The organism is Mesorhizobium sp. WSM4809 (assembly GCF_055811655.1).
Map to the genome: position 1 here is coordinate 392,849 of NZ_JBVVQW010000006.1, position 15,923 is coordinate 408,771.

12 protein-coding genes are annotated in these 15,923 nt (G+C 63.6%); all 12 read right to left on the bottom strand.

Annotated features, from left to right (window positions below):
- Window positions 1-39: 39 nt before the first annotated feature.
- The 12 genes from AC0L24_RS18490 to murG all read right to left on the bottom strand — a co-directional run bounded on the left by AC0L24_RS18490 (window position 40) and on the right by murG (window position 15,922).
- Window positions 40-732 carry a DUF2461 domain-containing protein gene (locus AC0L24_RS18490; RefSeq protein ID WP_292680350.1) on the bottom strand — a complete coding sequence of 231 codons (693 nt, stop codon included), beginning with the start codon at window positions 730-732 and terminating at the stop codon, window positions 40-42.
- Window positions 732-2,936, bottom strand: coding sequence for an NAD-dependent DNA ligase LigA (gene ligA, locus AC0L24_RS18495; protein WP_473564036.1), 2,205 nt, complete (start codon window positions 2,934-2,936; stop codon window positions 732-734). The genes AC0L24_RS18490 and ligA overlap by 1 nt, the downstream gene beginning before the upstream one ends.
- A gap of 111 nt (window positions 2,937-3,047) precedes the next feature.
- Window positions 3,048-4,721 carry a DNA repair protein RecN gene (gene recN / locus AC0L24_RS18500; protein ID WP_127809997.1) on the bottom strand — a complete coding sequence of 558 codons (1,674 nt, stop codon included), beginning with the start codon at window positions 4,719-4,721 and terminating at the stop codon, window positions 3,048-3,050.
- Window positions 4,722-4,839: 118 nt separating this feature from the next.
- Window positions 4,840-5,709: an outer membrane protein assembly factor BamD gene (locus AC0L24_RS18505; protein ID WP_127809996.1), complete on the bottom strand. Its 870-nt coding sequence runs from the start codon at window positions 5,707-5,709 to the stop codon at window positions 4,840-4,842.
- Between the two features lie 264 nt (window positions 5,710-5,973).
- Window positions 5,974-6,924, bottom strand: coding sequence for a UDP-3-O-acyl-N-acetylglucosamine deacetylase (lpxC, locus tag AC0L24_RS18510; RefSeq protein ID WP_023813134.1), 951 nt, complete (start codon window positions 6,922-6,924; stop codon window positions 5,974-5,976).
- A gap of 281 nt (window positions 6,925-7,205) precedes the next feature.
- On the bottom strand, window positions 7,206-8,888 hold the full coding sequence (gene ftsZ, locus AC0L24_RS18515) for a cell division protein FtsZ (protein ID WP_127809995.1): 1,683 nt from the start codon (window positions 8,886-8,888) through the stop codon (window positions 7,206-7,208).
- A 68-nt stretch (window positions 8,889-8,956) separates the two neighbouring features.
- Entirely contained in the window at window positions 8,957-10,264 is a 1,308-nt protein-coding gene (ftsA, locus tag AC0L24_RS18520; RefSeq protein ID WP_127328878.1) for a cell division protein FtsA, read from the bottom strand.
- A complete protein-coding gene (locus AC0L24_RS18525) occupies window positions 10,261-11,202 on the bottom strand; it encodes a cell division protein FtsQ/DivIB (protein WP_127809994.1) in 942 nt (313 codons plus the stop codon). Before AC0L24_RS18525 ends, ftsA begins: the two co-directional genes overlap by 4 nt.
- A complete protein-coding gene (locus AC0L24_RS18530; protein WP_127328876.1) occupies window positions 11,190-12,116 on the bottom strand; it encodes a D-alanine--D-alanine ligase in 927 nt (308 codons plus the stop codon). Before AC0L24_RS18530 ends, AC0L24_RS18525 begins: the two co-directional genes overlap by 13 nt.
- A gap of 313 nt (window positions 12,117-12,429) precedes the next feature.
- A complete protein-coding gene (murB, locus tag AC0L24_RS18535; RefSeq protein ID WP_127322152.1) occupies window positions 12,430-13,395 on the bottom strand; it encodes a UDP-N-acetylmuramate dehydrogenase in 966 nt (321 codons plus the stop codon).
- Entirely contained in the window at window positions 13,392-14,798 is a 1,407-nt protein-coding gene (murC, locus tag AC0L24_RS18540) for a UDP-N-acetylmuramate--L-alanine ligase (protein WP_023813140.1), read from the bottom strand. The genes murB and murC overlap by 4 nt, the downstream gene beginning before the upstream one ends.
- Window positions 14,795-15,922: an undecaprenyldiphospho-muramoylpentapeptide beta-N-acetylglucosaminyltransferase gene (gene murG, locus AC0L24_RS18545; protein ID WP_473564037.1), complete on the bottom strand. Its 1,128-nt coding sequence runs from the start codon at window positions 15,920-15,922 to the stop codon at window positions 14,795-14,797. Before murG ends, murC begins: the two co-directional genes overlap by 4 nt.
- Window position 15,923: the final 1 nt, after the last annotated feature.

A 15,923-nucleotide genomic window follows, 5' to 3' on the forward strand; every position in this document is an offset into this window, starting at 1 on the left:
GATCAGCGGAAATGATCGTCGGGTTACCGGAGCCGGAGGCTAGTCAAGCGAACCCTTGCCCTCGATCGCCCTGCCCCAGTCGAGCAGCGGCTTGGCGCGCAAGGTGAAATCGACGAGTTCGTCGACCAGATCAGCCGTATGGATTCCGGCCGGATCGATGACATGCTGGACATAGAAATGCCGGTGGCGGATGGCGGCGACCAGATCGGGATCGCTGATTTCCTCGAAGCCGCCTGGCGTACGCTTCATACGGCCTTCGGTCTCGAGTTCAAGCCGGTTCTTCTTCAACGCCGCCACCAGGCCGCGAAAATTGTCCGGCTTGGTCGCGATGGCTTTGCGCATCGCCAGCAGCAGCGCCGGCTCCGGCTGCCACCAGGCAATGTCGGCAAAACAGCGCTCAAGCCCGATATGCACGTAGAACACACCCTGCTCCATCTTGGTGCCGTCGGGCGACAGGATTGCCGACAAATGCCTGTTGTAGGGCCGCTTGTCTTTGGCGAAGCGCACGTCGCGATTGATCCGGAACAGCGACTTCTTGCGATCGCCGCGCAGGCCGAGTCCGGCCTCCGCGAAACGCTCGGTCAGCGTGTCGACCAGATCACTGAGCGGATCACGCAGCTCCTTTTCGAACAGGTCGCGGTTTTCTAAAAACCACTCTCGGCTCTGGTGGAAATCCAGCGCCTTCAGGAACGGAATGGCTTTCGGGCCGAAACCCTTGAATGCGCCTTCCATCACGCCTTGCCGATCCGTACCAGCCAGCCATCCTCGTCGATCACCTCGATGCCGAGTTCGCTGGCAAGCTTGAGCTTGGAGCCGGCACCCGGCCCGGCGACCACCAGATCCGTCTTTGCCGAAACCGAGCCCGCGACCTTGGCGCCCAGGCGCTCCGCCATCGCCTTGGCTTCGGAGCGTGTCATCTTCTCCAGCGAGCCCGTGAACACGACCGTCTTGCCGGCGACCTCGCTGTCGGCCGAGACGTTGACGATATACGGCTTCGGCTTGACTTGGCGGAGCAACGCGTCAAGCACGTCGTCATTGCGCTCATTGCCGAAGAAGTCGCGCAACGCATCGATCACGGTATCGCCGATGCCGTTGACCGAGGGGAAAACCGTGTGTGGATCCTCCGCTGCCGCTGTCTCCTTGCCGACCCGGATCATCTCCTCGATGGTCGAGAAGGTGCGGGCAAGCACGGCGGCCGTCGTTTCGCCGATATGCCGGATGCCGAGCGCGAAGATGAAACGGTCGAGCTCCGGCTCGCGGCGCGAGTCGATGGCGGCGAACAGCTTGTCGAGGCCCTCATAGTTGCGATCCTCGACGCTGCGCACATTCTTGCGCGTCTTGCCCGATGCGGCCTCGCGCTGCCTCGCCTGCTCCTCGCGGCGTTCGGCCAGCGCCCTGGTGACGGCCGGACGGCGATCCCTGAGCGTGAAGATATCGGCGGCGGTCTTGATCAATCCCGCATTGAAGAACGTGTCTATGTTCTCCGCGCCGAGGCCTTCGATGTCCAGGGCGCCGCGTGACACGAAGTGGCGCAATCCTTCCACCGCCTGCGCCGGGCAGATCAGTTCGCCGGTGCAGCGCCGGCGGGAATCTTCCTTGCCGGTCTTTTCGTTGATCTCGCGCGTCGCCGGCGAGCCGCAGATCGGGCAAGTGTGAGGGAACTCGTAAGGCACCGCATCAGCAGGCCGCTTGTCGATGACGACGCTGACGATCTGCGGAATGACATCGCCTGCCCGCTGGATCACGACCGTATCGCCGATGCGCACATCGATGCCGTCGCGGATCGGCTCGCCGGTCGAGTCCAGGCCCTTGATGTAGTCCTCATTGTGCAGCGTGACGTTCTCGACCACGACGCCGCCGACTGTGACCGGCGCCAGCCGCGCAACCGGCGCCAGCGTACCGGTACGGCCGACCTGGATGTCGATCTTCTGCACGGTCGTCATCGCCTGTTCGGCCGGGAATTTATGCGCGACCGCCCAGCGCGGTTCGCCGGTGACGAAACCCCAGCGGCGCTGCAACTCCAGCTGGTCGACCTTGTAGACGACGCCGTCGATATCGTAGCCGAGCGCCGAGCGCTGCTCCTCGATCCGATGATAATGCGCGATCAGCTCCTCGGCCGATTTCGCCCGCACCATCAGCGGACTGATCTTGAACCCCCACTCGGCGAATTTCTGCACCGAATCATATTGGGTCGGAGCGGGATCAGCCGTCGTGTAACCCCAGGCATAGGCGAAGAATTTGAGGTTGCGGCTGGCGGTGACGGATGGATCCTTCTGGCGCAGCGATCCGGCCGCCGTATTGCGCGGATTGACGTAGTCCTGGCCGCCGGCCGCAGCCGATCGCTGCTTCAGCGCCTCGAATTCCGCATAGGTCATGTAGACCTCACCGCGGATCTCGATGATTTCGGGCCAGCCCGAGCCTTTCAGCTTCGCTGGAATATCGGCGATCGTCTTCAAATTGGCGGTGATGTCTTCGCCAACGGAGCCGTTGCCACGCGTCGCGCCCTGCACGAACACACCGTTTTCGTAACGCAGCGAAGCCGACAGCCCGTCGATCTTCGGTTCGGCTGTGAAGGCGATGTCGAGCTCCTTGTCGCGATCGAAGAACCGCCGCCCGCGTTCGATGAAATCCGTGACGTCATCGTCGGTATAGGCCTTGGCAAGGCTGAGCATCGGCACGGCATGGCGCACCTTGGTAAAGCCTTCCGCCGGAGCGGCTCCGACCCTGAGCGATGGCGAATCCTCGCGCACCAGCGCCGGAAAGCGCTCCTCGATGGCAAGGTTGCGCCGTGCCAGCGCATCATACTCCGCATCGGTGATAACAGGCGCATCTTCGGTATGGTAGCGCCGGTCGTGCTCGGCGATCTCTTCCGCCAGCCGCTTCAGCTCGGCTTCGGCCTCGCTTTCGGTCAGGGCATCAACTGGTTTTTCGGACATGCTTTCTTCCCCGAACGGTGGCGCTACACAATAGATCAGGATTTTAGGAAAATCATTCCTGAACAGCAGGATGGAGCCATATCCTGACTCGATCCCTGACATCAGCTGTTCTTATGCAGCTGTGGTGTTCTCGCGCAGCAACCGTTCGGCGGCCGCGCGCGCTTCATCGGTGATGGTGGCGCCGGCCAGCATGCGAGCGATCTCTTCCTGCCGCGCCGGCCGGTCCATCTCGGCGATGCCGGTGGCGACACGGTCGGTGGTGCCGGATTTGGAGATCAGGAAATGCGTCGCCGCGCGTGCTGCCACCTGTGGCGCATGCGTCACCGACAGCACCTGGACGCGCTTCGACAGTCGCGCCAGCCGCTGGCCGATGGCGTCGGCGACAGCGCCGCCCACACCGGTGTCGATTTCATCGAACACCAGCGTCGGCGCCGAACCGCGGTCGGCCAGCGCCACCTTCAGCGCCAGAAGGAAGCGCGAAAGCTCGCCGCCAGAGGCCACTTTCATCATCGGCCCGGGCCGCGTGCCTGGATTGGTGCGCACCCAGAATTCGATCTGGTCGATCCCCTCTTCCATACGGCTCTCGGCCTCGCTCTTCATTTCCACGATAAAGGCGGCGCGTTCGAGCTTCAGGGCCGGCAGTTCGGCCATCACGGCCTTGGTCAGGCCTACCGCCGCCGCATGACGCAGCGAGGACAGCTGCGCGGCGGCAATGTCGTAGGTCTCGCGCGCAGCGGTGGCCTGCTTTTCCAGCCCTCGCAGGCGCTCCTCGCCGGCATCGAGATCGGCGAGATCGGCCGACATCGTGTCGCGCAGCTGCGCCAGATCGTCGACGGCGACGCTGTGCTTGCGCGAGGCGGCGCGCAGCGAAAACAGCCGCTCCTCCGCTTTCTCCAGCCGCTGCGGATCATATTCGGTGGCGCGCAATGCTGCCTCGACGCCCGATTGCGCCGCGTCGAGCGACAGCATCGCCTCGTCGAGCGATTTGACGACATCGTCGAGCAGGCCGGGCGCCTCCGTCACCTTGCGCTGCAGCCGCCGCAACAGGCTGGCCAGTTGCGGCAGGGGCGAAGATGGGCCCGACAGCACATCCTGCGCGTCATGGATTTCGGAAGCGATCTTTTCGGCCCGCATCATAGACGCGCGCAATTCGGCAAGGTCGGTCTCCTCGCCCGGCTGCGGATCGAGCTTGGTCAATTCCGCCACCGCCGCGCGCAGATAGTCGGCCTCGCGCGCGGCCGCCGCCACCTTGGCGCGGTGGCGCGACAGCTCCTGCTCGCAGGCGCGCCAGTGCCGCCATGCCTCGCCGGTCGAGCGGACGGCGCCGAGATGGCCCCCGAAAGCGTCGAGCACCTCGCGGTGTGCTCCGGGATCGACCAGCGCGCGCTCGTCATGCTGGCCGTGGATCTCGACCAGCGCGCGCCCGACATCGCGCATCAGGGTGACGCTTGAAGGTTGATCGTTGACGAAAACACGGGTGCGGCCGTCCGCCGTCTGCAGGCGGCGCAGGATGATGTCGCCATCATCCTCGATCGCATTGTCGGCAAGCAGCGTACGGGCCGGATGATTGCGCGGCACGTCGAAGACGGCGATGACCTGGCCCTGTGCCGCGCCATGGCGCACCAGCGACGCGTCGCCGCGCGCTCCGAGCGCCAGCGACAGGGCATCGAGCAGGATGGATTTGCCGGCACCGGTTTCGCCGGTCAGCACCGAAAGGCCCGGCTGGAAGTCGATATCCAGCTTCTCGATCAGGACGATATCGCGGATCGACAGTCTGGAAAGCATCAGAACCCGAATCTAGAACGGCACGCGACCATTTGCAGTCGCAGCGCCGCACTATCTTTTTGTTTGAGCACCGGATCAATCCGAAAAGCGCTGTGGCGCTTCAGTCGATGCTCATACGTCAGGCGCCGGTGATCATCTTCCCGGCTTTGGATATCCACGACCCGGCATTCTCGCGCGGTGCAAGCCCATTGCTCTGCAAGAGCTTGTAGGAATCCTTGTACCATGGGCTGTCGGGGTAGTTGGTGCCGAGCACGGCGGCGGCGGTTTGTGCCTCCGAGGTCAGACCCATCGCGTAATAGCTTTCGGTCAAGCGGGCGAGCGCCTCCTCGACATGGCGGGTGTTGGAATAGTTCTCGACCACGGTGCGGAAGCGCTTCACGGCAGCGATGTATTCACGCCGCTCAAGATAGTAGCGGCCGATCTGCATTTCCTTGCCGGCCAACTGGTCGTTGGCAAAGCGGATCTTTTCCTTGGCGTCGTCGACATATTCCGATGTTGGCCAGCGCGTGACCAGATCCTGCATCGTCTGGACGGTCTGACGCGCTTCCTTCTGGTCCTGCGTCACGTCCTTGATCTGACGGTAGTAGCTCAAGCCGATGATGTACTGCGCATAGGCGGCGTCATCGGTCGACGGGTAAAGCGTGAGATAGCGCTTGGCCGAGCCGATCGCCTCATCGTAATTGCCCTGGCGATAGTCGGCGAAAGCGCCCATAACCATCGATTTGCGGGCCCATTCCGAATAGGGATGCTGGCGGTCGACTGCGTCGAACTTGCGGCTCGCCTCCTGCAGGCGCCCGGCATTGAGATTGGCAAGGCCCTGATTATAGAGAACATCGGCCGGCTCGGTCTGCTCGACATAGGTCGACAGGTCGATATCTTTCTCCGACGACATGCAGGCCGACAGAAAGAGCGATGGAACAACTACTGAAAGCACCAGGAAAACAGCCCTCTGCGGTGCTTTCAATTGACCAACTCGCTTGAAGAACATGATTGGATCTCGCCCTTTCGGCGCTATTTCAATGCCAGTTGCATGCCATTGTTTCAAAACTGGTCCCCACTTTTGAACGACATGCATTAATCGACGGCAGCAGCCATAAACCATAACCGCCTTGCCCGGCAACGCTATCTCCGGCCAATCGCGCATTTTTGTGGCGGCCGGACGCCACTTGGACATCAATGCAATTTCACTGGCGGGTGGTGCATTCCTGCAACATTCGCTATCACCCATGGAACCCGAAAAAACCCTGGGAAATCAGATCATCCAGGGTGCGTAGAGTGGCGCATTGACGGCGTTCATCTCGGCGCTGCGGCCACGCTCACGGCGCGTCGTCTCGACGATCTCGAACGCCGTGCGGTCCGACAGCAGGCGGCGCAGGGCCGCGGCATTCATCCTGTGGCCGCCGCGATAGGAGCGGAAGCAGCCGATGAAGCGGGCGCCGGCCAGCGCCAGGTCGCCCATGGCGTCCAGCGTCTTATGTCGCACGAATTCGTTAGGGTAGCGCAGGCCGCCCATATTGATGACGCGGTTGTCGTCGCCGATGACCAGCGAGTTCTCCAGCGAGGAACCGAGCGCGTAGCCTGCGGCCCACAGCCGCTCGACATCCTTCATGAAGCCGAAGGTGCGGGCGCGCGCGATGTCACGACGGAAAATATCGGCATTGAGGTCGGAGGCAAACAGCTGACGACCGATCGCCGGGCTTTCGAAGTCGATCTCGATCTCGAAACGGGTCCCGTCATAGGGCCGAAACTCCGCCCACGAGGCGCCGTTCTCGATGCGGACCGGCTTGATGACCCTGATATAGCGCCGCTTGACCGAGAGCGTCTCGATACCCGCCTGATCGATGGCTTCGACGAACGCCATGGCGCTGCCATCGAAGATAGGAACCTCGGAACCATCGATCTCGACAGCGACATTATCGATGCCGAGCCCAAACAGCGCCGCCATGATGTGCTCGACCGTGGCGATATGCTCGCCGGCGGGATCACCAAGCATGGTGCACAGGTCGGTAGCGCCGACTTCCGAAACCAGGGCACGAAACTCGCGGCCCTGCTCCGCACCGTTGAAAAGCTGGAAAACGATGCCGGTGTCGGCATCCGCGGGCACGAAGCTGATGGACACTTCCTTGCCGCTGTGGACGCCGGTGCCGGTAAGCGACGCGCGCGTCTTCAATGTCGTCTGATAGTCGTGCAAGACAATCCCCATAAGCCCGTAATGCCTAGGTCCGCTTCTCCAGCCCGAGGGCGCGGCTCTTGTGTGAATCGGCTGGCAGGGTGACTTCCCCCGAAATCCCGGCAAACCGATGATGGTAGGCAGCGAAGATAATGTCCCGTCAGGGAGACTCCAAATCACGGTTTCTTACTCTGTGTAACCGCGAAATGGAATGAGTGCGACTTGGTAAGTCGTTGAAATCACATCATTTAAAACATTAACAGGCAAGCGATTCCTCGCTTGCCTGTTAACAAATGTTACAGTCCGTTTACCAATCAGTTGGCCTGGCGGCGCAGGAACGCCGGAATCTCCAGCTGATCGTCTTCCTGAGTCGTCCTCACCTGCGGCGTCAGGCGGCCCTGATCGTCGAGCTGGCCGCGGCGCGGCGCATAGAGCTGCGCATCCTGGCTGGCAAGACGGCGCACTTCGGGCGCGGCCTGGCGCAGCTTGGGCTCGCGCGGCTGCGCTGGCTGCAGCCGTGCGGGTTCTTCCTCGCGGCGGGTCAGGCCATTGGTCAGGCGCTTCAGCAGGCCCATCGGTCCGCTGTTGTTCTCGTGGTCGACCGGGCGGCTCTTGGCATCCACCTCGGCCTTGACGACCGGCGGAAAGTCCTCGACGCGCGGCATGCGCTGCGGCGCCATGGCAACCGGCTGCGGCGCCTCGCGCTGCAGCATCTCGCGCGGCTGCGGGGCCGGCTGCATCTGCTGGACCACCGGCTGCGGCATCGGCTGGGCGGGCGGTGCCTGGAAGATCTTGCTCTGCGGGCGGAAATCTTCAGCGTGGGCGACCGGGGCCGGGCGCGCCTGCGCCATGGCCGCGGCATTGGCTTCGGCCAGATGGATGGCTTCCGCGACCGGGTCAAGGGCACGTGGCTCGTATGCCGCCTGCTGGACAGGCGCCGGACGAACCTCCGCGATCTGAGCCGCCGGGCGGCTGGCCGGCTTCGGAGGCGCCGTGCGGATCGAGATCGGCGCGGCGGCGATTTCAGCCGCCGACTTGTCGATGCCGGTGGCAACCACCGAGACGCGGATGACGCCTTCGAGTTCCTCGTCGAAAGTGGCACCCAGGATGATGTTGGCGTCCTGGTCGACTTCCTCGCGGATACGGGTCGCCGCTTCGTCGACTTCGAACAGCGTCAGGTCGCGGCCGCCGGTGATCGAGATCAGCAGGCCCTTGGCGCCCTTCATCGAGGTCTCGTCGAGCAGCGGGTTGGCGATCGCCGCTTCGGCGGCGGCCATCGCGCGGCCCTCGCCGGAAGCCTCGCCGGTGCCCATCATCGCCTTGCCCATCTCGCGCATGACGGAACGGACGTCGGCGAAGTCGAGATTGATCAGGCCTTCCTTGACCATCAGGTCGGTGATGCAGGCGACACCGGAATAGAGCACCTGGTCGGCCATGGCGAAGGCATCGGCGAAGGTGGTCTTGTCATTGGCCAGCCGGAACAGGTTCTGGTTGGGGATGACGATCAGCGTATCGACGCATTTCTGCAATTCCTCGATGCCGAAATCGGCCGTCTTCATGCGGCGCTGGCCTTCGAAGTGGAACGGCTTGGTGACGACGCCGACGGTGAGGATGCCCTTTTCGCGCGCTGCGCGGGCGACGACCGGAGCAGCACCCGTACCGGTGCCGCCGCCCATGCCGGCGGTGACGAAGCACATATGGGTGTTGGTCAGGTGATCGAGGATTTCATCGATGCACTCTTCCGCCGCCGCACGGCCGACTTCCGGCTGCGAGCCGGCGCCAAGGCCTTCGGTGACGTGCGCGCCGAGCTGGATCAGGCGGCCGGCCTTCGACATGGTCAGCGCCTGCGCGTCGGTGTTGGCCACCACGAACTCGACACCGCGCAGACCGGCGGTGATCATGTTGTTGACGGCATTGCCGCCGCCGCCGCCGACACCGAACACGGTGATGCGCGGCTTAAGCTCGGTGATGTCCGGCTTTTGCAGATTGATGGTCATTGTCTCCGTCCTTTGCCTTTCACGCCGCTTCGCCGCCGCGGCCGCCTATGGGGCTGTCCCCGTCAATTTTAGAAACTGTCTCTCAACCACTGACTCATGCGATGCAGTTTTCCGCCCGTTCCGGTCATTTTGAGACCGGAAATTCCTTTCGCCGGATGGCTCTCGAAGCTCGCCATCTGCGGATAGATCAGAAGCCCCACCGCAGCCGAGAAGGCCGGCCCCTTCGCCGCTTCCGGCAGGCCGGCCACGCCGAGCGGGCGGCCGATGCGCACATTGCGTCCCAGGATGCGGCGCGCCGCCTCCGGCAGGCCGGCAAGCTGGCTGGCACCGCCGGTAAGAACCACACGCTTGCCCACTGCATTGCCATAGCCGGACTTGTTCAGCCGGTCGCGCAGCAGTTCGAGCGTCTCGTCGATGCGGGCGCGCACGATGCGCGTCATCACCGAGCGCGGGATCTGCAAGGGCACGTCACCGTCGTCGCCGATCGGCTGGATCGAGACCAGGTCGCGGTCGTCGGCGCTGCCCGGCAGTGCCGAGCCATGCATCACCTTCAGCCGTTCGGCGGCATCGAGCGAGGTCGACAGCCCCTTAGCCATGTCCAGCGTGACATGGTTGCCGCCAATGGCGATGGCGTCGCCATGGACGAACCTGCCTTCCGAAAACACCGAGATCGTCGTCGTGCCGCCGCCCATGTCGATGCAGGCCGCGCCCATTTCCAGCTCGTCGTCGACCAGGGCCGCCAGGCCGCTGGCATAGGGCGTCGCCACCATGCGCTCGACCGACAGATGCGAACGGTTGATGGAAAGCTCCAGATTGCGCATCGGCGCGGCGTCGCCGGTCAGCACATGCATGTCGACGCCGAGGGCGTCGCCGACCATGCCGCGCGGATCGCGCACGCCGCGTTCGGCATCCAGCGAGAAACCGACGGGAAGCGAATGGATCACCTCGCGCTCGGCCTTCAGCGCCTGCTTGGCGCCAGCACCGAGAACGCGCTTGATGTCGGCCTCGTCGGCCTCGTGGCCGCCAAGATTGATGGTGGCGGAGAAGGCTTCGCTCTTCAGCCGGCCGGCGGTCATGTTGACGATGAGAGAATCGACCGTCAGCCCGGCCATGCGCTCGGCCGCGTCGACGGAAAGGCGGATGGCATGTTCCGCCCTATCGAGGTCAACCACGACACCCGACTTCACGCCTTGCGACTTCTGATGGCCGATGCCGATCACCTGGATCCGGTGCGAGCGGCCGCGCAGCAGCTTGCCGTCATCGCATGGCTTCAGCTTGGCCACCATGCAGCAGACCTTGCTCGAACCGACATCCAGCACCGTCAGGGTGCCGGACCGGCGCGACGCGGCATCGCCAGGACCGCCAAGCCAGCTCATATCTTCGTCTCCGGCTTCCGCTTCAGGCTCTTGGGTTTCTCGTTGAGGGCGGCTTCGCGCTGCGTCGCCGCTTCCGCCGTCAACTGCACGACCAGCCGGTCCGTCAGGCGCATGTCGACGGCGGCGATGTCGCGCGACAGCAAGCCATTGTCATGATCCATCTTGACGAGTTCGGCGAGCGCCTGTTCCTCGTCATCCTCGGGAAGCTTGATGGTGATGCCGTTGTCCAGCTTCAGGTCCCAGCGCCGTTCGCCAACACGGATATAACCTTTGATCCGGCTCGCGAGCTCGGGATATTTCTCGACCTTGGCCAGGAAATCGGGCGCGCTCGCCGGCGCGCCGGTGCCGATCAGCAGCGGCAGGAGCGCCTGCTTGCCGCCCGAGAACGGCGCGATCATGGCGCCATTCCGCTCGATGACCGAAAGCGCGTCACCCTGTTGCCAGAGCGCGAAAGCCTCACGCTCCTCGACGCGCACTTCCAGAGTATGCGGGTAGACCTTGCGGACGGCCGCGACCTCGATCCACGGCAATGTCGCAATTCGTTCCCGCGCGGCCTCGGCATTAAAGCCGATCAGCGACGTCCAACCGTCGAGTTCAAGCCTGTCGAGTATGTCGATTTCCGAGGTCTGGCGATTGCCGACCACCTTGACCTGATCGACGGCAAAGCCGGTACGGGCGGTGATGCTCTGCACGATACCCTCGACATGACCGCCGAGATAGGCACCATAGGCGCTGCTCGATAAAATCAGCACGGCCGACATCATGGCCGCGGAAAAGCGCGGCACCTGGAATTCCCCGACGCCCAGGCGCGCCAGAATGCGCACCGGGCGGCGCAGCATGCGCGGCAGCACGAAATGGCCCGACGACAATGGCAGGCCGAACAGCGCCGGCCCCGCCGCGCCCCTCTCCCAACCTTGTCTCCATTTCAACGCAGACACGAAGCGTCCTCCACCATCCAACTCAACAAATCGCCAAACGAGTGCCCAGCCTGGGCGGCGATTTCAGGCACCAAGGACGTCGGCGTCATACCCGGCTGGGTGTTGACCTCGAGCCAGACAATCTCGCCGTTTTCGGAATGACGATCGTCATAACGGAAGTCCGAACGGGAAACGCCGCGACAGCCGATCGCTTGGTGAGCCTTGAGCGCCAGTGTTTGTATTTTTTGGTAAATATTCGGTGAAACTTTTGCGGGGCATTCGTGCTTTGATCCCCCGGCGACATATTTTGAATCATAGTCATAGAAGGAATGGCCGGTCGGGATGATCTCGCAGACCCCCAGCGCCACATCGCCCATCACCGCGCAGGTCAGCTCCCTGCCGTGGATGTAGCGCTCAACCATGACGGTATCGCCATATTTCCACTCGGACGAGCCGATCACCTGCGGCGGATGCGACTGGCCCTCATGCACGATGACGACACCGAAGCTCGAACCCTCATTGACCGGCTTGACCACATAGGGCGGCTTCATCGGATGCTTGCTCTGGATGGCGAAGCGGCTGGCGACCTTCGATTCGGCGACCACGATGCCGACCGACTTGGCAACCCGCTTGGCCTGCTCCTTGTTCATGGCCAGAGCCGAGGCGAGCACGCCGGAATGGGTGTAGGGAATGCCGAGATATTCAAGGATGCCCTGAATGGTGCCGTCCTCGCCAAAAGGGCCGTGCAGCGCATTGAAGGCGACATCGGGCTTGAGCTCGGCAAGCACGGAGCCGACATCGCGCCCGACATCGACACGGGTGACCTGGTAGCCTTCCTTCTCGAGTTCATCGGCACAAGCCTTTCCCGACGATAGAGACACGGGCCGCTCGGACGAAAAACCACCCAGCAGGACGGCCACATGCTTGTTTTTCATTCCCCGGCATCCCCTCTCTCACGGCGGACCAAAACCAGATTTTCCGCAACATTGAGTCAGAGTCTCCCGGCAGGTTGCCCCCCAGACGGAAAACGCTGAAAACGCGTCGAACGACTCAAATCAGGAAACGCTTTCGAGCAGAGAATCAGAGAGTTGATTCACTGGCAAGTGCTTACGATTCCGAGAGATTCACTTTCTGAGAAAATGGATGCGAAAAGCGTGTCGTTGAGTCTTTGCGGCAACGGTCGCGGACCGTGTCGGCCGTGTTAAAGTTCATGCATCACATGAACTTCAACACGCGCCACGCTGCGCTTTAAAGAAGCTGTCCCAAAAACTCCTGAACCGCATGTCCCGGCCGGAAATTGCCGATGCGCTTGATTTCCCATTGCAGCCGGATACCGGAATTCTCCAGCACCCGCGTGCGCACCGTCTCGCCGAGATATTCTAGGTCGTAGCCGGTCGCGGTTCCCGTGTTGATCATGAAGTTGCAATGCATCGGCGACATCTGGGCGCCGCCGATCATCAGGCCGCGGCAGCCCGCTCTGTCGATCTCCTTCCAGGCCGACGTGCCTTCCGGATTCTTGAAGGTCGAGCCGCCGGTCTTCTCGCGGATCGGCTGCACGGTCTCGCGATGGTTCTGCACGGCCTCCATCGCCGCCTTGATCGCCGCTCTGTCCTCGGCAAAGCCCTCGAACACGGCCGAGGTGAAGATCAGCCCGGCAGGCGCCGCCGAATGGCGATAGGCGTAACCCATATCGGCATTGCTCAGCGTCTGCACATTGCCCTTGCGGTCGAGCGCTCGCACTTCGACGACCCGCTCGCGCGTCTCGACGCCGTTGGCGCCTGCGTTCATCCGCAGCGCACCGCCGATTGCACCCGGAATGCCGTGGTAGAAATGAAAGCCGCCAATGCCGGCCTCGAGCGCCACCGCTGCGACGCGCTTGTCGGGGGTCGCGGCTCCCGCCTTGATCCTGATCGGCGAAATCACCTCGGCCTCGCCGAAGCCCTTGGCTGAAAGGCGGATGACAAAGCCCTCGATGCCGCCATCGCGGACCAGAAGGTTCGAGCCGACGCCGACGACGGTCAGTGGTATCTCTTCGGGAACGGCTTTCAGGAACACCGCAAGATCTTCCTCGTCGGCCGGCTGGAACAGCACCTCAGCCAGACCCCCTGCACGGAACCAGGTGATCTTGTCCATCTCGGCGTTCGGCGTCAGGCGGCCGCGCAGGCCGGCAAGCCGGTCGCCCAGTCTGTCGATCAGGGCCTGGCCGTGCATCATGAGACGGTCCCGCCAAGCTCCTTGGGCAATGCATAGGCCCATTGGGTGATGTTGCCGGCGCCCAGGAAGACGACGAAGTCACCCGGCTTTGCCAGATCACGGATGACGGGCGCGATCGCCGCCGGACCCTCGATGTAGCGTGCGTCGCGATGGCCGCCGGCGCGGATGCGCGACACCAGCGCGTCCGAGCTGACGCCGTCGATCGGCTCTTCGCCGGCCGCGTAGACCGGCGCCACCATCACTGTGTCGGCGTCGTTGAAGCAGGTGGAAAACTCGTTGAACAGATCATGCAGCCGGGTGAAGCGATGCGGCTGGGCAATGGCGATGACGCGACCTTGGGTGGCGCTGCGCGCCGCCTTCAGCACCGCCGAGATCTCGACCGGATGGTGGCCGTAATCGTCGAATATTTCGACGCCGTCCCACGAACCGGTATGGGTGAAGCGGCGCTTGACGCCGGCGAAGGACGACAGGCCCTTCTTGATCGCCTCGGCCGACAGGCCGAGCTCATGCGCGACCGCGATCGCTGCCGTCGCGTTGGAGACGTTGTGGCGGCCGGGCATCGGCAGGCGCAGGCCTGCTATGACAGTCTGACCGCCTGTCTTGCGGTCGCGGATCACCACGTCGAATTCCGAAATGGCACCTGCCATGCGGTGATTGGTAAAGCGCACGTCGGCCTGCGCATTCTCGCCATAGGTGATGACCCGGCGGTCCTCGATGCGGCTGACCAGTGCCTGCACCTCGGGGTGGTCGGTGCACATCACGCCAAAACCGTAGAACGGCACGTTCTCGACGAACTGGCGGAACGCCTCGCGCACCTTGTCGAAGCTGCCATAGTGATCGAGATGCTCGGGATCGATGTTGGTGACGACCGCGATCTCCGCCGGTAGTTTCAGGAAAGTGCCGTCGCTCTCGTCGGCCTCGACCACCATCCATTCGCCGTCGCCCATGCGCGCATTGGTGCCATAGGCATTGATGATGCCGCCATTGATGACGGTCGGATCGAGCCCGCCGGCATCGAGCAAGGTCGCCACCATCGAGGTCGTCGTCGTCTTGCCATGCGTGCCGCCGATCGCCACCGCCTGGCGAAAGCGCATCAGTTCGGCCAGCATTTCGGCCCGGCGCACGATCGGCAGCAGCTTTTCGCGCGCGGCCTTTAGCTCTGGATTGGATTTCTTGATCGCCGTCGAGACGACCACCACCTCGGCATCACCGAGATTTTCGGCCCTATGGCCGACGAAGCATTCGATGCCCTTGTCGCGCAGCCGCTGCACATTGGCGCTTTCGGCCTGGTCGGACCCTTGCACCTTGTAGCCGAGATTGTGCAGCACTTCGGCAATGCCGCTCATGCCGATGCCGCCAATGCCGATGAAATGCACAAGGCCGATGGTCTGCGGCATCTTCATGCTTGCGTCCTCTTCCTGAAATCCGAAACGGTTTTTTTGGACGCAATAGCCTCTGTAAGATCAGCGAGCAACCGTGCCGCGTCCGGCCTCCCGGCCGATTTCGCACCCGCCGCCATCGCCGTCAGCCGATCGGGGTCTTCCATCAGCTCGCCGATGAGCGCTGCGATGCGTTCGGACGAGAGCGAGGATTGCGGATGCACTTCGCCGCCGCCGGCAGCGGCAAGGGCCGCCGCGTTCGCCGCCTGATCGTGGTCGAGCGCATAGGGGTAAGGCACCAGCAGCGCCGGCCGGCCGATGACGGCGATCTCCGAGACGGTCGAGGCGCCGGAGCGCGAGATCACCAGGTGCGCAGCCGCCATGCGCTGCGCCATGTCGGTGAAGAAGGGCGAGACCTCGACGGCGCCGCCAAGCGCGGCATAGGCTGCCTTGACCCGCGCCACGTCATCCGCGCGCGCTTGTTGGGTGATCACCAGCCGCTTGCGCTGTGCGTCGGAAAGCAGCGCGATGGCTCCCGGCACGGCATCGGAAAAGAACTGGGCGCCCTGGCTGCCGCCGAACACCAGCAGGCGGAACGGCTGTTCCCCGGTCGATGCCGCATAATTCATCCTGGCCGCTTCCAGCACGGCCGGCCTGACCGGATTGCCTGTCGTCACCGTCTTCACACCGGCAGCACTGGTGTCCTGCGGCAGGAAGCCGCCGGCGATGGCATCGACACGGCCGGCCAGCGCCCGGTTGGCGCGCCCCATCACCGCGTTCTGCTCATGGATCAGCGTCGGCACCTTGCGCCGTGTCGCCGCGTAGAGCGGCGGCAAGGTTGGATAGCCGCCGAAGCCGACGACGGCATCCGGCTTGATCCTGCCGATGACGGCGGAAGCCTGGCGCACGCCGCGCCAGATTTTCCAGAAGGCACCAAGCAGGGCAAAAGGGTTTTTCGAGCCCATCGTCGCCGACTGGATCGGGTGGACGGCGGCGGCCGGAAAATGGCCGGCGAAACGCTCCGCACGGTCGTCGGTTGCCAGATGCACCGACCAGCCGCGCTCGTTCAACTCATGCGCCAGCGCCTCGGCCGGGAAAAGATGCCCACCGGTGCCGCCTGCCGCGAGAAGGATGACGCCTCTGGCCATA